This window comes from Shimazuella sp. NTD247, from assembly GCF_059510415.1.
In genome coordinates, this window is the sequence record NZ_JCAJZU010000004.1 from 225,173 (window position 1) to 243,015 (window position 17,843).

At 38.5% G+C, this 17,843-nt stretch carries 22 protein-coding genes; 16 read left to right on the forward strand and 6 right to left on the reverse strand.

The annotated features are described in order from the left end of the window. Positions 1 to 12: 12 nt before the first annotated feature. From nuoI to AC5WOC_RS11900, 6 genes are read left to right on the forward strand one after another with little or no spacing between them, the layout of a single operon-like run. Positions 13 to 474, forward strand: coding sequence for an NADH-quinone oxidoreductase subunit NuoI (gene nuoI, locus AC5WOC_RS11875; protein WP_496055630.1), 462 nt, complete (start codon positions 13 to 15; stop codon positions 472 to 474). Further along, on the forward strand, positions 471 to 968 hold the full coding sequence (locus AC5WOC_RS11880; protein WP_496055631.1) for an NADH-quinone oxidoreductase subunit J: 498 nt from the start codon (positions 471 to 473) through the stop codon (positions 966 to 968). The genes nuoI and AC5WOC_RS11880 overlap by 4 nt, the downstream gene beginning before the upstream one ends. Continuing rightward, a complete protein-coding gene (nuoK, locus tag AC5WOC_RS11885) occupies positions 968 to 1,273 on the forward strand; it encodes an NADH-quinone oxidoreductase subunit NuoK (RefSeq protein ID WP_496055632.1) in 306 nt (101 codons plus the stop codon). Before AC5WOC_RS11880 ends, nuoK begins: the two co-directional genes overlap by 1 nt. Positions 1,274 to 1,275: 2 nt before the next feature. Continuing rightward, complete coding sequence (gene nuoL / locus AC5WOC_RS11890; protein ID WP_496055633.1) at positions 1,276 to 3,129, forward strand: NADH-quinone oxidoreductase subunit L; 1,854 nt, start codon at positions 1,276 to 1,278, stop codon at positions 3,127 to 3,129. Then, positions 3,129 to 4,589, forward strand: coding sequence for a complex I subunit 4 family protein (locus tag AC5WOC_RS11895; protein ID WP_496055634.1), 1,461 nt, complete (start codon positions 3,129 to 3,131; stop codon positions 4,587 to 4,589). The genes nuoL and AC5WOC_RS11895 overlap by 1 nt, the downstream gene beginning before the upstream one ends. Before the next feature lie 2 nt (positions 4,590 to 4,591). Next, on the forward strand, positions 4,592 to 6,040 hold the full coding sequence (locus tag AC5WOC_RS11900; RefSeq protein ID WP_496055635.1) for an NADH-quinone oxidoreductase subunit N: 1,449 nt from the start codon (positions 4,592 to 4,594) through the stop codon (positions 6,038 to 6,040). A 104-nt stretch (positions 6,041 to 6,144) separates the two neighbouring features. On the opposite strand, the gene AC5WOC_RS11905 is transcribed toward AC5WOC_RS11900, so the two are convergent. Next, positions 6,145 to 6,444 carry a hypothetical protein gene (locus AC5WOC_RS11905; protein ID WP_496055636.1) on the reverse strand — a complete coding sequence of 100 codons (300 nt, stop codon included), beginning with the start codon at positions 6,442 to 6,444 and terminating at the stop codon, positions 6,145 to 6,147. A gap of 289 nt (positions 6,445 to 6,733) precedes the next feature. On the opposite strand from AC5WOC_RS11905, the gene AC5WOC_RS11910 reads away from it, so the two are divergent. After that, positions 6,734 to 6,946, forward strand: coding sequence for a hypothetical protein (locus AC5WOC_RS11910; protein WP_496055637.1), 213 nt, complete (start codon positions 6,734 to 6,736; stop codon positions 6,944 to 6,946). A gap of 227 nt (positions 6,947 to 7,173) precedes the next feature. Here the strand turns inward: AC5WOC_RS11910 and AC5WOC_RS11915 are convergent, their stop codons facing one another. The 3 genes from AC5WOC_RS11915 to AC5WOC_RS11925 form a co-directional block, all read right to left on the reverse strand. Continuing rightward, positions 7,174 to 7,446: a hypothetical protein gene (locus AC5WOC_RS11915; protein WP_496055638.1), complete on the reverse strand. Its 273-nt coding sequence runs from the start codon at positions 7,444 to 7,446 to the stop codon at positions 7,174 to 7,176. Between the two features lie 515 nt (positions 7,447 to 7,961). Then, entirely contained in the window at positions 7,962 to 8,516 is a 555-nt protein-coding gene (locus AC5WOC_RS11920) for a peroxiredoxin family protein (protein ID WP_496055639.1), read from the reverse strand. A gap of 50 nt (positions 8,517 to 8,566) precedes the next feature. Continuing rightward, a complete protein-coding gene (locus AC5WOC_RS11925) occupies positions 8,567 to 9,247 on the reverse strand; it encodes a Crp/Fnr family transcriptional regulator (protein WP_496055640.1) in 681 nt (226 codons plus the stop codon). 134 nt (positions 9,248 to 9,381) lie between these two features. Here AC5WOC_RS11925 and AC5WOC_RS11930 point away from each other — a divergent pair, with 134 nt between their 5' ends. The 7 genes from AC5WOC_RS11930 to AC5WOC_RS11960 all read left to right on the forward strand — a co-directional run bounded on the left by AC5WOC_RS11930 (position 9,382) and on the right by AC5WOC_RS11960 (position 14,471). Beyond that, positions 9,382 to 9,624 carry a DUF1146 family protein gene (locus AC5WOC_RS11930; protein ID WP_496055641.1) on the forward strand — a complete coding sequence of 81 codons (243 nt, stop codon included), beginning with the start codon at positions 9,382 to 9,384 and terminating at the stop codon, positions 9,622 to 9,624. 69 nt (positions 9,625 to 9,693) lie between these two features. Further along, a complete protein-coding gene (locus AC5WOC_RS11935) occupies positions 9,694 to 10,407 on the forward strand; it encodes a YwmB family TATA-box binding protein (RefSeq protein ID WP_496055642.1) in 714 nt (237 codons plus the stop codon). Positions 10,408 to 10,427: 20 nt separating this feature from the next. Beyond that, a complete protein-coding gene (gene murA / locus AC5WOC_RS11940; RefSeq protein ID WP_496055643.1) occupies positions 10,428 to 11,723 on the forward strand; it encodes a UDP-N-acetylglucosamine 1-carboxyvinyltransferase in 1,296 nt (431 codons plus the stop codon). A 117-nt stretch (positions 11,724 to 11,840) separates the two neighbouring features. Beyond that, a complete protein-coding gene (spoIID, locus tag AC5WOC_RS11945) occupies positions 11,841 to 12,833 on the forward strand; it encodes a stage II sporulation protein D (RefSeq protein ID WP_496055644.1) in 993 nt (330 codons plus the stop codon). 138 nt (positions 12,834 to 12,971) lie between these two features. Then, entirely contained in the window at positions 12,972 to 13,103 is a 132-nt protein-coding gene (locus AC5WOC_RS11950; protein WP_496055645.1) for a hypothetical protein, read from the forward strand. 290 nt (positions 13,104 to 13,393) lie between these two features. After that, positions 13,394 to 14,050, forward strand: a complete 657-nt coding sequence (locus AC5WOC_RS11955; protein WP_496055646.1) for a hypothetical protein — start codon at positions 13,394 to 13,396, stop codon at positions 14,048 to 14,050. A gap of 346 nt (positions 14,051 to 14,396) precedes the next feature. After that, complete coding sequence (locus tag AC5WOC_RS11960; protein WP_496055842.1) at positions 14,397 to 14,471, forward strand: hypothetical protein; 75 nt, start codon at positions 14,397 to 14,399, stop codon at positions 14,469 to 14,471. Between the two features lie 405 nt (positions 14,472 to 14,876). Here AC5WOC_RS11960 and splB read toward each other — a convergent pair whose 3' ends face one another. Continuing rightward, complete coding sequence (splB, locus tag AC5WOC_RS11965; protein ID WP_496055647.1) at positions 14,877 to 15,896, reverse strand: spore photoproduct lyase; 1,020 nt, start codon at positions 15,894 to 15,896, stop codon at positions 14,877 to 14,879. A gap of 184 nt (positions 15,897 to 16,080) precedes the next feature. Continuing rightward, positions 16,081 to 16,356 (reverse strand): hypothetical protein, encoded by a 276-nt coding sequence (locus AC5WOC_RS11970; protein ID WP_496055648.1) that lies wholly within the window; start codon positions 16,354 to 16,356, stop codon positions 16,081 to 16,083. Positions 16,357 to 16,485: 129 nt separating this feature from the next. On the opposite strand from AC5WOC_RS11970, the gene AC5WOC_RS11975 reads away from it, so the two are divergent. Together AC5WOC_RS11975 and spoIIID are read left to right on the forward strand one after the other, a co-directional pair. Then, a complete protein-coding gene (locus AC5WOC_RS11975; protein ID WP_496055649.1) occupies positions 16,486 to 17,169 on the forward strand; it encodes a peptidoglycan DD-metalloendopeptidase family protein in 684 nt (227 codons plus the stop codon). A 139-nt stretch (positions 17,170 to 17,308) separates the two neighbouring features. After that, the gene (gene spoIIID / locus AC5WOC_RS11980) at positions 17,309 to 17,590 is read left to right on the forward strand and encodes a sporulation transcriptional regulator SpoIIID (protein WP_160800182.1); all 282 of its coding nucleotides are present in this window, start codon (positions 17,309 to 17,311) and stop codon (positions 17,588 to 17,590) included. The last annotated feature ends 253 nt before the right edge of the window (positions 17,591 to 17,843 follow it).

The following is a 17,843-nucleotide window of genomic DNA, read 5'->3' on the forward strand; positions in this document are numbered from 1 at the left end:
GAGGTTCGGTGGATGCTTGGAATTATCAAAGGCTTAAATGTAACACTTAAAAATATGGTTAAACCAAAAGTAACTTACAATTATCCAAAGGAACCGTTAAAAATGCCTGATCGATTTCGTGGTATTCAGTATTTTGATCCAGATAAATGTATTGTTTGCAATCAATGTGTGCGTGTCTGTCCTACTGATTGTATTACCTTAACAGGTAAAAAGAATCCCGATCCAAGTCAAAAAGGGAAAGTCATCGATACTTATAATATCAACTTTGAAATTTGTATTTTATGTGATCTATGTACCGAAGTCTGCCCTACAGAAGCTGTTGTGATGACTAATAATTTCGAGTTATCAACTTACTCACGAGATGAATTATTCAAAAACAGTGAATGGTTGTTTGCTAATGACGAAAATATTCGATCAGAAAATACATTGAATCCTATTCCAGTCAAGAAACAGGCAGGAGGGGCTTCTTCATGAATGCTGAGTTTCTTGCCTTCACCATACTTTCTGTCTTTGCTATCGGAGGTGCAGTATTCTTTTTAAATGCTGTTCGAGTGATGCATATGGCATTGGCACTGGCATTTACATTTTTTAGTTTGGCAGGGATATACCTTTTGTTACAAGCAGAGTTTTTAGCTGTTGTCCAAATCCTCATCTATGCTGGTGGAATTTCCATTTTAATGATATTTGGCATAATGCTGACCAAGCCAGAAGAAAGTAGTCCAAGCAAATCATTTCGGCTTCATCAATGGATCAGTTTAGCGATTGTTACTTGTTTTTTTCTAGTTGTGATGATCATTATTTATGAAAATCCTATTTTTTCACCAGCGGAAAAAGCTTCCACTCCTGCGATAAAAAATATTGGCAGCATTTTGTTCCAAAACTATGCTATTCCTTTTGAATTAGCCTCCATCCTGTTACTCGTTGCGCTCGTAGGTGCAATTGTAATAGCTAGAAAGGAGGAAAAGTAATGTATTTGACTTCTTATCTCGCACTGGCAGCTATTTTGTTTACTATTGGACTTTATGGTGTTTTAACCAAGAGAAATGCTGTCATGCTCCTATTTAGTGTGGAGTTAATGTTAAATGCTGTAAATTTAAACTTGGTAGCTTTCTCTCGACTAGGCTTTTTCCCAAGTGTTGAAGGACAGATTTTTACTTTTTTTACGATAACAGTAGCAGCAGCAGAGGCAGCCGTCGGTCTTGCGATACTCATTAATCTTTATCGAAAGAAAGAAACAGCAGAAGCAGATCGGTATAACTCCTTAAAAGGATAAGGATGGTGATTGAATTGATAAATTATGCTTGGGTTATTCCATTGCTTCCACTCCTTGCCTTTATACTTCAGCTCCTCTTGAGAACAAAAGGAAGAAAGGCATTGGTATCTTGGCTTGGAGTTCTCTTTACTCTCTTAGCATTTCTCTATTCAACTTCTCTTTTGGTATGGAGCGTAGCAGGAAAAGACATTGCGGATTGGAAAGTAAATTGGTTACATATTGGTACGAAACAGATAAGCGTTGGTGCTAGTTTTACACCGTTACAAGTAGCTATGTTGTTTATTGTATCGCTGATAAGTTGTTTGGTGCAGCTTTATTCAATTGGTTATATGGAACGAGATAAGAGAAGAAATACTTTTTTTGCTTATCTCTCACTTTTTACTTTTTCCATGCTCGGATTAGTTATTTCACCAAACTTTTTGGAACTCTACTTTTTTTGGGAACTAGTAGGTGTGTGTTCTTTCTTATTAGTCGGATTCTACTATGAGAAAGAATCTGCTAAACAAGCGGCCAAAAAAGCTTTTATTGTGACTCGTATTGGTGATGTCGGCTTGTTTATCGCAATCTGCCTTCTTTTTTGGAAAGTAGGAAGTTTTGATTTTTCTACTGTAAAACAAGCGATTGATACAGATCATATATCAGCAGGTATGCTGACACTGTTAGCCATTTTGATTTTTATCGGTGCGATTGGAAAATCAGGGCAATTTCCACTACATACTTGGTTACCAGATGCCATGGAAGGTCCGACTCCTGTGAGTGCTCTTATTCACGCTGCCACGATGGTTGCTGCTGGAGTATTTCTTGTAGCTCAAACATATTGGTTATTTGAGGCGTCGCCTATTGCATTGGATGTTGTAGCATATATTGGTGCTTTTACAGCTTTGTTCGCCGCTATTATTGCTCTAACCCAAACAGATATCAAACGTGTACTCGCATATTCCACTATCAGCCAACTCGGTTATATGATGCTTGGACTAGGGACATTAGGGATCGGTGCTGGTATATTCCATCTATTCACACATGCATTTTTTAAAGCACTGCTCTTTTTAGCTGCTGGTGCTGTCATTGTCGTATTACACCATGAACAAGATATTCGCAAAATGGGAGGATTGGGCAAACAGCAAAAAGGATTAGCAGTTGCATTTTTATTAGGATGTTTGAGCATTTCAGGAATCCCTCCGTTTTCTGGATTTTTTTCAAAAGATGAAATCTTTTTAGCAGTTTTTCAGAGTGGACATTATGTTTTGTTTGGTATAGCACTTTTAACTGCATTTTGTACCGCTTTTTATATGTTTCGGCTATATTTCCTCATCTTTACTGGGAAAAATCAAAAAACAGAAACAAAGCCGATATCTTGGCATTTTCAATGGCCTATTTGGATATTGACTTTCCTCTCGGTAATAGCAGGATTTTTACAATATCCAAAACAAGTATTAACAGATTGGTTTCAAGAAACCCAGCAAAATACGATTTGGTGGATCCCCATTTTAGCAACAGTAGTGGCATTACTTGGAATACTGTTTGCTTATTTGGTATATCAACGAAAGAGTATATCAGCTAAAGCTTTGGCAAAGTATAGCGGCTTTGGTTACCGGCTGTCCTATCGAAAGTTTTATGTAGATGAATGTTATCAAGCCCTCTTTGTGTGGTCTTTAAAAGGGTTGGGTTGGATATTAACGGGCTGGGATCGTTTTGTAATAGAAGGTATCGCCCGGTTCATCAAGGAACTGGCAAGACAATTAGGTGAACTAGGGTCATATTTACAAAATGGTCAAGTACAACGATATATACTGATTAGTATTTTTGGTATGTTAATTCTCCTCTTATCTATTACGGCAGGGAGGTTAGTCGGCTGATGGGGATATTATCTATTCTTCTATGTGTTCCAATACTTGGAATACTGTTGTTGCTTGTTTTTCCAAAACGTATGATTACAACCCATCGGGTGATCGCAAATCTAATCACCTTTGCAGTGCTTCTAGTATCTCTTTACTTGTATTTTGTATTTCAAACTGATCAAGAGATGCAATTTGTTGAGAACATGACTTGGTTTTCCATAGGATCTTTAGAACCTGTAACTTATAGTCTTGGACTTGATGGTTTGTCTTTGCCGCTGTTGATATTGACTACATTGGTTAGTTTTATTGCCTCTTTGGCATCTATTTATGTAAAAGAGCGCACAAAACAGTACTATATTTTGTTTTTGTTGTTAGAGGTTGGGACGATAGGGGTATTTTTAGCAACAAATCTGTTATTGTTTTTCTTCTTTTTTGAGCTGACTCTTATAACGATGTTCTTTTTAATTGGAATATGGGGATATTCGAAAAAGGAAAAAGCTGCTTACCAATTTCTTATATACAATGGTTTAGGATCTGCTTTTCTATTGATTGGAATCATCGGAATATATGTTTATTTCGGTTCGATCGATTACGAAACGTTATTAAAAGTTATTCCAGCTAGCAGTATAACTCCTATTACTTGGACATTGCTGTCCTGTATACTCATTGCATTTGCAATCAAGCTGCCGATTTTTCCTTTTCATCGTTGGATGTTATTGGTACATGTAGAATCACCTCCATCCGTAGTGATGATTCACGCGGGAATTTTATTAAAAATAGGCGCATATGGGATGCTGCGTTTCGGAGTGAGTCTCTTTCCATCGTATATGGAGTATATTGCAACTGTACTTGCTGTTTTGGGGCTTATCAATTTGTTTTATGGTGCTGTATTAGCTTTCGCAGGACTTGAATTGAAGTCTATTTTGGCATATTCAAGTATCAGTCATATGGGCATTGTTTTATTAGGAATCGCTGCAATTAATCAGATTGGTTTACAAGGAGCAGTGTTTCAATCCATATCTCATGGATTAATATCAGCACTTTTCTTCTTCTTGATAGGAGCACTTTATGAGAGAACAAAGTCGACTCAATTAGAGGATTTGGGTGGGTTGGCCAAATCGATGCCAATCTATTGTGGAATTTTAATGGTTGCTAGTTTGGGTTTACTAGGATTACCGGGTTTGTCAGGGTTCATTAGTGAATTTTTCTCTTTCTTAGGTTTGTTTGAGCAGCATCCCATCTATGCAGCTATCGGATCGTTAGGTTTAATTTTGGCTGCTGTTTACACATTGCGCGCATTACTTTCTGTGAGTTTTGGTGAATTGAAACGAAAAGATCTTATCGATCTTCCATGGAAAGAATGGTTGCCAATGTTTGTTTTGGTGATTACTATTATCTCCATTGGTATTTATCCTGATTTCATTAGCAATACATTAAATCATACATTAGAAACAATCGTTTCCGATTGGAGGGGATGATGATGAAACAAATGATATTGCAACTTTCGCCAGAATGGATTTTGCTAGCGGGGATAGCCCTTATTCTAATTGGCGAGATTTTGCTCAGAAAAGATAGTTCAAGAGTGTTTTTGGGCATTATTGCATGTTTAACAGTAGCATCTTCTGGTCTGTTTGTTTTACTGCAGAAAAAAGAGATCATCAGCCTGTTTTCAGGGAGCTATGTGAGTGATCCCTTGATCCGTTCGATAAAGATAATTCTTATTTTGGGTACGTTTTTGGTACTTTTACTCTCTTTTACAGAAAAGTTAAATGCCAAAGGGGAGTATTATCTTCTTTTATTAGCAGCTTTACTTGGTGCACTAACATTAGTGAGTTCAGCAGATCTCGTCTTGTTATTTGTTAGCTTGGAGTTACTCAGCCTTTCTGCATACGTTTTAGTCGGTATGCAGAAAAACAAGCTTGCCTCCAGTGAAGCAGCCTGGAAATATGTCATTTATGGAGGAGCATCTTCTGCTTTTTTATTGTATGGGTTGTCTTATTTTTATGGCCTTACCGGCTCTACATCACTTTCCCGCATCTCGGAAAATCTGTCTGTTGTGTACTCCAATAATCATGAGATGCTTGTATACTTGGCTATTTTCTTCCTGTTGGTTGGTATAGGGTTCAAAATAGCAGCAGTTCCATTTCACATGTGGGCTCCAGACGTCTATCAAGGTTCTCCTACTACAATTACGACATTTTTATCTGTTGTATCCAAAATAGCAGGTTTTGCTTTTTTGCTGCGGTTTTTAGGGAGTATATTTCAAACAGACGTTTTACATCCTGTTTTAACTGATGTAATTATTCCTGCTCTACTGATTATCTCTATATTATCGATGGTTGGTGGAAATGTTATTGCCCTAAAACAGTTTAATCTGAAACGAATGATGGCATATTCCAGTATCGGCCATGCAGGTTATATGCTAGTAGCCATTATCTCTATCTTATTGGGAGGACAAACGGAAGCATATTCCAGTTTATTCTATTATTTTGTAGCATATTTATTTGCTAGTACTGGGGTTTTGGCGATAGTCCAAACTGTGGCAAAGGATAGAGGAGCGGATCAAAGAATACTTAGTGGGTTACATAGACGGTCACCTTTTCTAGCCTTTTGTTTATCTGTCTTTTTGCTATCGTTAGCAGGTATACCATTTACAGCTGGATTTATCGGGAAATTTACGATTCTCGTGGAGGCATTCGGCAATAGTCTTTACTGGTTAGCGGCAATGATGCTTCTTACCACTGTTATCTCTTATTTCTATTATTTTCGAGTGATTCGCCAGATGTACTGGAAAGAGGACAAAGACCGAGAATACGAAAGCGTTCCATGGACAATAGGAATTGTAGTTATCATAACGTTAATTGGGACTTTCTTGTTTGGGATACTACCGCAAATTTTGCTGCAAGGAGTAAGTAACTTGATAGCATAAAGCAGAATGAAAAATAACGAAGGACCGATTACGTGTTTTACATAATCTGTCCTTCGTTTTTATTTAAACACTGTATATTGAATCAATCTCACGAATAGCTTAGCTTAAATACGAGTGAATGATTCTGCTTCAATCAGTGACTGAACCATGCGAGGATGGAGTGGCAGAATCAGATCTGCTGATTCTTTTTCAAATGTTCCACTGCGGTTGATGACATGTAAAACTTTTGTACGGATTTTGTAGTAATCATTTGTATCCTGTTTTCGTTCCGCTGCAGGAAGAGTATAAGGAATTAGACCAATCATATCCGCTAGCAAGAGATGATAAGTCATATTTGGCTTTTGAAAAATAAACTCCTTACTAGTCAAAGTATATCGGTAAGGGTATTTCACCTGTGAAATCAATAAGCTTCCAGAAAAGCGCTTGATATCAATAAAATCTGTAAAAATGATTATTACCCCCCTGATTACTAGTGGATTACCTTTATTGTAACACATTTACTGTGTATGAAAGCAGTTTTCCTTTTCGCTCTCTGGAGAAATATAATTTTTAACTTGTACTTTTTTCTTTTTTATAAGAAGAATATAAAAAGTTGTTATTTTATCAGCTAATTCAATGTAAAATAAAATATAGGAGAATAGATAAGGGATTCTCTAGATCCTGATAAGAAAGAGGATAGAGGTACGACAAAAAATGATTTTCTTGAAAATTATCTTATTTTTTTTGCCTGTTATCGCTTATCTTTTTGGTCATTTGTTGTATATAGTTCTAAAACGAACTTACTATACACAAAAAATTTCTATCCCTGGGTTTGGGATTTGGATTGCTGGCTTATTCATTGGCGTTATCGTTATTTTTTTACTTTTATTTGCTTTTGGTTTTGGTTTGGCGTTTTGGCTGTTTTAACTTGAAAACCTCTCATCTATTAATAGGTGAGAGGTACCTCATTATCATCTATGTAATTAGGTGTTAAATATGTATATCGATATATGATCTCTATCCTTTTTAAATCAAATTAGGATTCATCTTTCGATTTGTTTATGCTTAACATTTCTTAAAAATGGTTTATATATTAGCGGTTAGCATGATTTTTCAGTTTGAGTACACGGGACTCCCATGTACTCAAACAGTGTTCACTTCATGTGTACTTCCACACCATTTACGAAGTAGCAGGTTCCTCTAAGAAGAATGTGATTACCACAACCCATATAGTTTCCACTACGAATGTCGCTTGCCGTCACGCCAAAAACAGCGACACCATCCACGTCGATTCTAATGTGTACAGCTCCGAATAGGATGCTTTCCTCACGGTGAAAAAGGTTTGAAGGATCATCTGGTGTGATAACAGCGTTGCTCGGAATGTTCTTCACAACAACCTTACTGTTCAGCTTGGACGGGAAATCCATTTGAGGCTCCATCTTTATCTTGAAGCACTGGCTCTCAGTACCCTGTAAATTATATCACGAAAATTCAAAAGTAATTTATAAACATACATAATAATTTTGCTTTCGTTTTTCATAGATAAAGATAAAAACCTTTTCCTAGACATAGGAAAAGGTTTCATTTATGGATTGAACATTATTTACACGGGCGCAGTATAAGAGAATACTGCACCAAATTCTTTCTCAATACTGCAAAGGAGCTCTGCCGGCCGAACAGGGCTGTCCTAAAAGCACTGAAAAAGCTTGGGCTACACTTGGATGGACACCATCCAATGCTGGTTGCGACTGGACTACAGTGGTCTCGAGAACACACTGGGCCATATCGTTCCTGGCATTGAGATGGGAGTGCAGCTTAGTCCCGTGCCGACCTCAGGTCGGCTAAGTATGCAGCAGGTGCACTTTCGACTCCAATGAGGTCGACATTAAACTATTGATTTTATTATATCAAACATTTATCATTTGTTAAATATTTTTTTGATTTAAAAATTATATTCTGCAAAATTGTTTATTGTATCCAATGATAAGTGATCATAAGTATATTCATTATAGTGAGCGACTTGTATGATCCCCTTGTCGTCAATCAAAAATTCAGCAGGAATACGGTCAAAATTTGCCCCTTCTTCATGAATAAGTGAAAATCCAGCAGATTCTACTTCTTTGGTCAGTGATTCAATTTTTTCTTTATTAGCCAAAGTAGCACTTATTTTTTGCTTTGAGGATTCTACACCATATAGCTCATAGATGGCTGCCTCTGCATCAGCGATTAATGGAAAAGGAGGCTGTTGCATTCCGACATGTGTTTGCAGATTTTCTTCAGGTGATTCAAAAAAAGCGATGACTTCTAAGCCTTCTTTCCTCCATATGGGATAATGTTTTATAAACCGTTGTATTTGTAAATTACAGAGAGCACATGCAGCATTTCGAAAGAAAGACAATAATACTTTTTTTCCACGGTAATCTTCTAATTTAATTTGTTTGCCTGTATGATCTTTTCTCTCAAATAAAGGGGCTAAATTCCCTAGTTTCTGTTTCATATTGTTTCCTCCATATGATTGATAAGTCCATCGTAATGGAGGAAAAATAATTAATCTGTGACTTCGTCACATAACAGCTGTTCTAATTTATCTGTCTCTAACACTTCAATCCACCCACGCCCTGTTTGAATGCACCCTTTTGTTCGGAGTTTTTTTAATGTACGACTGACCACTTCTCGAACTGTTCCAATTTCTTTTGCTAATTCCTGATGAGTAGAAAAGATTTTTTTCTGCTGTGTGTGTAACTTCAAAATAAGTTTTATCAATCGTTTTTCTATTGATTCAGTTACTTTGCCAAACAATTGATCGTTTTTTTGATACATTCCATCTAACAATTTTTGAAAAGTGTAGTGTCGAATCGCTTGATACTGCAAAATCCATTTTAGAAATATATTTTTTCGAACATATAGTACCTCTACATTTGTGAGTGATGTAATAGAACCTGGGTAATCTCTCCCACTTAGACCACTTAAGACAAGCAGTCCACAGATTTCTCCGGCAGAAATCGAATGAATTGCGTATTCTTCGCCTTGTCCATTGATGAAACGAATGCTTGCTATTCCATCAACTAAAAAGAATGCAAATTTTTTTGTTTTTTCATGTGTGAAAAATTTCGTATTTTCCGGATAAGAAAGTAAAACCGATTCTGCTTCCAGCCAATCCTGTTTGCTTAGTTCATGAAAAAAGGGAAAAACGTTTTTTATTTTTGTAAATTGGTTATCTGTCAACACTTTCATTTCCTTCTTTCACTTACGATAATCGTTTCTATTTTCTCGAATACTCTCAAAAAATGTTTTGCTGTCATTCGTACTTTTGTGTACGATAGATTATGGCTGCATTACCCATGATAGTAGGAGGTGATCCCTTGGAGCAAGCAACAGCACTTGGTGTTTCCTCTTTGACAAACATCATTTTCTCGTTGGCATTGATTGCCTTTACATGGTGGGTGTTACTTCGTGTTCGAATTGAGGCTGTATTGAAGATTAAAGAGCCTTGGTTTGCATTTATTGTGATGATGATGCTATCCATTGTAATTGGACATCAGCTGGCACTCTTTTTCATCAATTATTTAGACTGGGCGCGGATTATCAGTCAAAATTTATTTTGATGTGGCTCTAGTATAATCTTTCTGTCCGTCGTACAAAATGGATAGAAATGGTTATAGGGAGCGGTTTCTATGTTACGTTGGATCGGGATATTATTAATCAGTAGTATTTTTTTAATGGGGAGTAGCCAAGCTGATTCAGTTGTACCGCAAAAATTGCTTACAGTGGCGAATGAGATGGAGATTACTCCAACTACCTTTGTGGTACATCATAGCGGAAGAACAAGAAACATGCTTACGACTTCACAAGCAGAAGAAAAAATGCGACAATGGATGAATGAGCTTTCACTTGGTGATTGGAAAAAAATAAAAGATCAAGATGGAATTCGTTACGATGCTTCTGGAAAATGGAGAAATTTAGAGGTCTCATTTTATATGATTATTGACAAACCAGATGCAAAAGCTTCCGAGCCATATGTAGCGATCCAAGTAACAGGACATGGTCGTCCAAATGACGACTGGTCGCAAGCGGCCGGGAGAATCCAAAAATTCCTTTACCAACAAGAAATTCCTACACATTTGCATTATTCACTACAAGGAACAAGCAATTATTCAACACATATATTACAAACTGCACATGAAATCATCAAAAAATTGGATGCAAAAGAAATAGAAGGAATGGAAACGGATCAAACGGTGAGTTTATCTGCTTATTCACCAATGTTTTCTGAAAGCATTCGAACAAGAGGAGGAGCGATGAACCTCCAAGTAGCAACTCACCGCGATATGCGTTCTGGGAAGCTAATCGTGACGATTGGATCGCCAATCATTACAGTAGAATATTAGATCATCTGGGGGGAAGACATGTGGAAAAAATTATTGTTCAAGGTGGTAACCGTTTGCAGGGAAGAGTGAAGTTACATGGAGCGAAAAATGCAGTTTTGCCTTTAATCGCTGCATCGATTTTACCAGCACGAGGAAAAATCAGCATATTGGAAGTACCAATGCTTGACGATGTAAAAACAATTACGGCAATGCTATCAAGACTGGGGATTAAAACCGAATTGGGGGAAGATTGCGTACATATTGATGCGCAAACCTTACAAACGACACAGGCTCCATATGATTTGGTACGGAAAATGAGAGCTTCATTTTTAATTATGGGACCACTTTTAGCGAGAAAGAAACATGCACGTATCCCTCTGCCAGGTGGTTGTGCGATTGGGAGTCGCCCGATTGACCAGCATTTAAAAGGCTTAGAAGCAATGGGAGTAAAATTTGAAATAGAAGCTGGCCATATAGAAGGCAGTGTGATCGATCGTTTGAAAGGTGCGAGTATTTATCTCGATTTTCCAAGTGTAGGTGCTACCCAAAATATTATGATGGCAGCAACCCTTGCAGAAGGACGCACTATTATTGAAAATGCTGCTTGTGAACCAGAAATAGTAGATTTGGCTAATTTCTTGAATGCAATGGGTGCCAATGTGCGTGGAGCAGGGACTGACGAAATAAAAATAGATGGTGTCGATTTTTTACATGGTACCGAATATACCGTTATTACTGACCGCATCGAAGCAGGGACTTATATGGCAGCAGCAGCAATTACTCGTGGTGAAGTTTTTGTTGAGGGGGCTATTGCTGATCATCTCATTCCACTCATCGCAAAGCTCCGTGAGATGGGTGTGCAAGTTATGGTGAGTGAAGATGGTATTTTAGTCCGTGCTGAAGGGGAACTAAAACCAATCGATGTGAAAACTCTTCCTTATCCTGGATTCCCAACGGATTTGCAGTCACAAGTAATGGCTCTACAGTTGACAGCTAATGGTACAAGTTTGATGTCAGAAACTGTATTTGAAAATCGTTTTATGCATGTGGAAGAGTTAAAGCGGATGAGTGCACACATCAAAATTGATGGACGGACTGCAGTGATCGAAGGTGGACATCCATTATCAGGAGCGCAAGTAACTTCAACTGATTTGCGAGCTGGTGCAGCTTTGATTTTAGCAGGACTTGTAGCAGATGGTGTAACAGAAGTTTATGGTTTACACCATGTTGATCGGGGATATGTGGACATTGTAGGTAAACTTCAATCGTTAGGTGCGAAAATAGAAAGAGTCAAAGCAGAAGATGAAGTTTCAGCAACACAGCCTTCCTTTGCATAAAAAAATATATTTGCAGACCGTTCCCTATAAGGAACGGTTTTTTGTTGTTAGAATACGGTTCTAATCTAGTAACTTGTCTAATAGGATAAGAGAAAGATTCGATTAGGAGGTTCGTTTTTGGCTTACCATTACAAGCAAATCGTATTGTTATGTTCCTTTTTTCTACTGGTCCCTCTACTAGTAATTTTACTTCCAATAGTGTTTGTAGATTTTAAAAATGATACGGAACAAGTGAACGCAATTTCTTCTTTTCATTCAAATCACGAAAGTGACTCTCCGATACAAATAAACGTGAAATTATCCAATCCCAAAAAGACAATTAGAGTTCCGCTCGAAGATTACATACGTGGTGTAGTTGCTTCTGAAATGCCTGTGGAGTTTGAATCTGATGCTCTTCAAGCACAGGCTATGGCAGCGAGAACTTATATTTACAGCAGGGTAAAAAATAATGAAGCTACGGTAACTGATACAGTCAAAGATCAAGTATATGCTACAGATGAGAAATTAAAAGAGCGATGGAAAGAACACTATGCTGAAAATTTAACCAAAATAACCGCTGCTGTAAATGCAACCAAAGGAAAAATTATTACGTATCAAGATAAGCCTATTTATGCTGCGTTTTTTTCTACTAGTAATGGTTACACGGAAAACTCTGAAGAATATTTTCAAGCAGCATACCCGTATTTACGAAGTGTGATATCCATTTGGGATAAACAGTCTCCCAAATTCACGAAAACAAAAACAATGTCCATAAAAAGTGTAGGCAGAGCACTAGAAAAGAGTTCAGGTGAAAAAATTGCAACAACCGTTTTGGCACAAGGGGGAGGAATAAGAATTTTAAAAAAGACATCTGGAAATCGTGTGGCGAAAATCATGATTGGAGATCACATTTTTACAGGGAGACAAGTGCGGGAAGCGCTTGATTTAGCATCCTCCGATTTTTCTTGGAGACAACATGGGGCAGAAATCACCTTTATCACTCATGGTTTTGGTCATGGGGTAGGAATGAGCCAATGGGGAGCGAATTTGTTAGCAAAAGAAGGGAAAACAGCGGAACAGATCATTCACTACTACTATCAAAACATAAAAATAAAAAATATAAATGATTAGTTGATGTTATATTATAATTCTTTTATAATCAAAAAAATTTTTTGTCCATGAAAAGATGAGATGAGGAACCATGGATATTCGTTCTTTGAATGCAACGGAGAAGATTATCACGGTAAATGGGAAGGAAGTTCCCCAAACATGCCTGCATATATTCGGGATGGAAAAGTGTACCGTCTCCCCAAACGGGAAAAAGACGTCGTCATTTATGTGAAAGCCGATGTTTATGATATTGCATCTCAGTACCGGCCAGATCTTCGAATCGTAAAGTAACCTCAAGCATTCATCAAGGACTGCTATGCAGCAGCATGGCAGTCCAAAATAAACAAATAATATTGGGCGAATAAAGAGAACTGATAAAAGTTATACAAATTGATATTGTTATAGTAGATATGCCTCTCCTTCTACCATGAGGTATAAGGGTTTGAATGGAATTGAATCACTAATTTCTGACAAGGAATGGCAAAAATAGCGCCTGGAGGCGTTTTTTGTTGTAGGTGTGTGAAAATTGAATTAAGATAGTTATAAGGAAACCACCCCACATCCTAGAAAGGGATGCACTCATGGCGTACACCATCCACAAGCTGTCCGACAACTCTTTTGTGATCAAGCCGTCGGGGCGGCAGCGGCTGATCATTGTCGACTTCGAGGCTGGCGCTGTCTTTACCGGAGGCTGGGGCTGCTTTGCCCCTGCACTGGTGGAGCCGGCTGAGCCGGCTCGACGACGATCGTTCATTCGTTTCACGTTTCTCAAGCGTGAGGGAGATAGGTTCGTCGCCCCCAAGGTCACTGGAGGATACTTCAATCTCAACGATGACAAGCTGGATTACGAAATGGAGAAGTGGAACCCTGTTTCCCCCAGCGATGTCATTCGGGAAGAGGAGGAGTTCACCGTCGTCAACGACCTCTTGCCGTCAGACCGTAGGATCAATGTCGTCGACCTCAGCCGCTCGCCGGTGCTTATCGACACTTGGCAGCACCCCCGCGTCGGTACCATCGAGGTTTACCAGCGCTACAAGCAGCAGCTGACTGACCAGGTACTTCCGGAAGCGGAAGCAATCTGGACATCTAACAAGGGGGTGCGCTACCCTCTCCGTCAAGATGGTCGCCTGCTCCGCTGTGGCTGGCCTTGGATCGAAGACGGCCGTGAGGTCACGTTCAACACAACCGCCGGTATCTGGGATGGTGCCGATGGCAAGGTGAAGATGAACCACATGTAGCTCCTCTCTGGTACAAACCATCTAGGATGTGGGACTCCCCTGTACAGCTTCTGTGCAGGGGAACCCATATTTATTTCGATTGCCTATATGTGCATATAGGAATACCGTTTCTATCTCTCAAGCAGTAGAAACCAGCAAAAAGAAATGGGTATTCCAGAAAAATAGTTAAACCTTTGGAATGAGATCATATTAATCTCACTGGTGATTATGTATGGAATTTAACACAGTCTGGTGTGATTATTACACCTCTATCAAAACCACTTCTGGAAGATGAAAAATATCGAAACGAATGTCATTCTATGACCCCGCTACCGTATTTAGGTGAGCCAAAAGTGCTTTTGCAGTTGTGTACTTAGCTTCTGATGAATCGAAATTTGTGACTGGCTCTGAATTTGTAATTGATGGAGGATTACTACAATAGGGATGCTTAGGTAACTGGGGCACGAATACCATGACCCTGTACCTAAGCCAGTCATCGTCAACAGAAACAATTTTATTAACGTGGGTTTCTCAAACCGTTTAAGATATGCAGTTCAAATTTACTAGCTTTGCTTTCTATGGGTATATTTATGTTTATATTCTTTGATGTACAGGTCCCCACTGTATGTGGGGAGTGTCCTTGGAGCCTCCAAGAACAACTAGGAGATTTTGCTCAATCTTTGTAACTCTTATTGTTCGGGGTTGTCACTGTCAACTCCCATGGCTTTACGAATCTTGTCGCCGAACAAGAAGTTTACAATGAGAGCAGCCAGGAAGATACAGAGGAATGTCCCAGCGATTGACATGCTTATCTCCAATGGATTTTGACTAGCTCTAGTATATCATGTTAAGTAAGATAACTAATCTCCGCTCGTGGGAAATATTTTTCAATGAGTGTTTTCATATGTACACGAATTGCCTCCATATGGACATCTTGATACACATATTTGGTGCGTCCATACTTTCCCCATTTTTTCTTGCGCTCTTCCTCGTTCATTTCTAACTTTGTTTTTGGGTAACGTTTTTCAATGATGTTTTTTGCTGTTTTTGTAAATCGATGTGTGATCAATTCAAATGTGAGATCATCGACAGGCGGCAGAGTATTATGCAGACCAAGAATGAGGTTTGCATATTCTTCTTCCCATCCATCAAAAATCATAATTGGAGCGATAATAAATCCAAGCGGATAGCCTGCTCTTGCTACCTTTCCAGCAGCTTCGATTCGGTCGGCTAAGGGAGAAGTAGCAGGTTCAAAATTTTTGACGACATAATTAGCATTTACACTAAAGCGAAATCGCGTATTTCCATTATGTTTTGCATCGAGTAAACTGTCCACATTGGCATACTTGGTGACAAAACGAAGTCTGCCCAGTTTTTGCTCTCCCATAAACTCGATTGCCTTTTTGAGTGAACCTGTGATGTGTTCAATTCCTACTGGATCCGATGTGCAAGCTGCTTCGAAGCGAGTGATCTCCGGGTAACGTTCTTCGATATATTTATCTGCTGCTGCGAAAATATCATCTAAGTTTACATATACACGTACGTAAGGACGAGCACCCATTGTTGTTTGTAAATAACAGTAATGGCAGTGTCCCATACATCCAGTTGCAAGGGGAATGGCATATTCTGCCGAAGGTTTGGAAGTGTCAAATTTTAATGTTTTGCGGATGCCGACTACCAATGTGCGCTTGGCGATTCGGTATTTTTCTAGATCGGTTTCCCCTGGTAGATTGGTCACACGATTGTGGGAGGTAGTCATTTCCACCGGAATATCGGTTTGTTTATATTTTTCATATAGTTCTTTCCCTAGTGGATAATCCAGAGCTGCTGGTTCAAAGTATACAAGATCAGGTGTGAATGGTTTCATTTATTAGGCTCCTGTAATCATTTGTGTTTACTTTGCCCTGTCTGTTTAAACCCATGAGAAAAAATTTTTTCCATAACAAAAAAACCAGACACATTTGGTACTAGTTTGGCTTTGTTATGTTGTTGTGTACCCTGCTGTAGACATACATCTACAGCAGGGGTTCACCTCAGAAAGGCTTGTGGATTCAGATCTTTGCTTCGATGATTTGAGCCGACTTACCGGTCACCCTGACCTTGACGCGTACAGGGTATCCGTCCGCATCAACGGTATAGGTGTCAGTCTTAGCGACTACCACCTCTTGACCGCTCTTCCCGTTGACAGTGACCGAGATGGTCATCTTGTCACCATCGAGTGCGACGGTAGCGGTCGCCGTGTGACGCCCAATCTTCACACCCACTTGAAACCTGCTTTCTGGATGAAGACAACGCTCCATCCGATTGGAGGACAGTTGTAACTTCATCTTAGCACTGCTTTTGGAACGTTCTCAATACAAAATGAAAATAAAATACCAACTATTGTACAAAATTTACCAATTCAGGTATAAACCCCATAAGATGCGTCGACACTGGTCACTAGAGGTGATCAGATAATGAAACCAGAAGAACCAAAAAACAAAGTGTCATTTCTGGATGAAAACAAAAATCAAGAAACAGCAAAGACAAATGCATTATTAGATAAAAAGTGGTTTTTTCCAGCTATTTATATGACTGTAGCAGTTTGTGTACTTGGAATGGCATGGTGGTATCAATCGACAAAACAACAAGATGTCACACGAACGACGAATCCTGATGTTGATACTGTTTTACCAGTGGAAGAAGTTCCAACGGATAATCTCAAACAAATTTCCTTGCCGATCACAAGTAATCCGACAGTTGCAAAGGTGATGGACTTCTATGATGCCAATGCCACTGATACTGCAAAAGAGAGTGCTTTGGTAAAATATGCAGATACGTATTGGCCTCATACTGGTATCGATTTTGCCCAGAAAAATGGGAAATCATTTGATGTAATAGCCAGTGCCTCTGGAAAAGTAGTTCGTGTAGAAAAAAATCCAGTTCTTGGTCAAGTTGTAGAAATCAAACATGAGAATGGTTTGACTACCATTTACCAGAGTTTGTCCAATGTCAAAGTAACCTTAAATCAATCGGTCATAAAAGGTGATGTTATTGCCGAAGCAGGACAAAACCAATTTGAAAAAAGTGAAGGCGTGCACCTTCATTTCGAAGTACGAAAAAACAACCAAGCACTAAATCCAAATGACTATATTAAATAATAAGCGCCCCATAAGGGCGTTTTCTTTTTTTTAAAATAACAAGCTGTTCTCCAAACGAATGTATTCTTTCTGCTTGTCCCAGCATAACCGGTTGTACGGTTCATATAATGTATCAAACAAGCAGAAAGGAGGAGAACAGTTGCACGATTATATAAAAGAGCGAACTATAAAAATTGGCCAATATTTTGTTGAAACGAAAAGTACCGTGCGTGTTATAGCGAAAGAATTTGGCGTTTCGAAAAGTACCGTCCATAAAGATTTAACAGAGCGTTTACCAGAGATAAATGCTGATTTAGCTAATGAAGTAAAGGAAATATTAGAATATCATAAATCTATTCGACATTTACGCGGTGGAGAAGCTACAAAGATAAAATATAAACGCAAAGCAGGAAACAAGGAAGTGGCCCGCATATCTATATAGATAAAAATTTCACAATTTCGAAGGTCGGTTGTCTTCAAAATTTACATAATCATCTCACTTCCGACCTTCTAATTATATGGTAATATATATAAAATGCGTTTTTTGTTCTTTCTCGAATAAGTAAATTATAAGTTTTTCTATTTTTCATTTTAATTAGAGCCCTAATTTATGAAAGCGCTACTTTGTTTTAAATAATCATCCGAAAATATATGGGAAAGATTGACAGCTTAATATATAATACAATTTTCACTGC

Coding starts and splice junctions, on each gene's coding strand:
- AC5WOC_RS11895 (WP_496055634.1), top strand. CDS start 3,129: ATGGGGATATTATCTATTCTTCTATGTGTTCCAATACTTGGAATACTG.
- AC5WOC_RS11950 (WP_496055645.1), top strand. CDS start 12,972: ATGCCTGCATATATTCGGGATGGAAAAGTGTACCGTCTCCCCAAACGG.
- AC5WOC_RS11920 (WP_496055639.1), bottom strand. CDS start 8,516: ATGAAACAGAAACTAGGGAATTTAGCCCCTTTATTTGAGAGAAAAGAT.
- AC5WOC_RS11975 (WP_496055649.1), top strand. CDS start 16,486: ATGAAACCAGAAGAACCAAAAAACAAAGTGTCATTTCTGGATGAAAAC.
- nuoL (WP_496055633.1), top strand. CDS start 1,276: ATGGTGATTGAATTGATAAATTATGCTTGGGTTATTCCATTGCTTCCA.
- AC5WOC_RS11900 (WP_496055635.1), top strand. CDS start 4,592: ATGAAACAAATGATATTGCAACTTTCGCCAGAATGGATTTTGCTAGCG.
- splB (WP_496055647.1), bottom strand. CDS start 15,896: ATGAAACCATTCACACCTGATCTTGTATACTTTGAACCAGCAGCTCTG.
- AC5WOC_RS11970 (WP_496055648.1), bottom strand. CDS start 16,356: ATGAAGTTACAACTGTCCTCCAATCGGATGGAGCGTTGTCTTCATCCA.
- nuoI (WP_496055630.1), top strand. CDS start 13: ATGCTTGGAATTATCAAAGGCTTAAATGTAACACTTAAAAATATGGTT.
- nuoK (WP_496055632.1), top strand. CDS start 968: ATGTATTTGACTTCTTATCTCGCACTGGCAGCTATTTTGTTTACTATT.
- AC5WOC_RS11915 (WP_496055638.1), bottom strand. CDS start 7,446: ATGGATTTCCCGTCCAAGCTGAACAGTAAGGTTGTTGTGAAGAACATT.
- AC5WOC_RS11955 (WP_496055646.1), top strand. CDS start 13,394: ATGGCGTACACCATCCACAAGCTGTCCGACAACTCTTTTGTGATCAAG.
- AC5WOC_RS11935 (WP_496055642.1), top strand. CDS start 9,694: ATGTTACGTTGGATCGGGATATTATTAATCAGTAGTATTTTTTTAATG.
- AC5WOC_RS11910 (WP_496055637.1), top strand. CDS start 6,734: ATGATTTTCTTGAAAATTATCTTATTTTTTTTGCCTGTTATCGCTTAT.
- AC5WOC_RS11880 (WP_496055631.1), top strand. CDS start 471: ATGAATGCTGAGTTTCTTGCCTTCACCATACTTTCTGTCTTTGCTATC.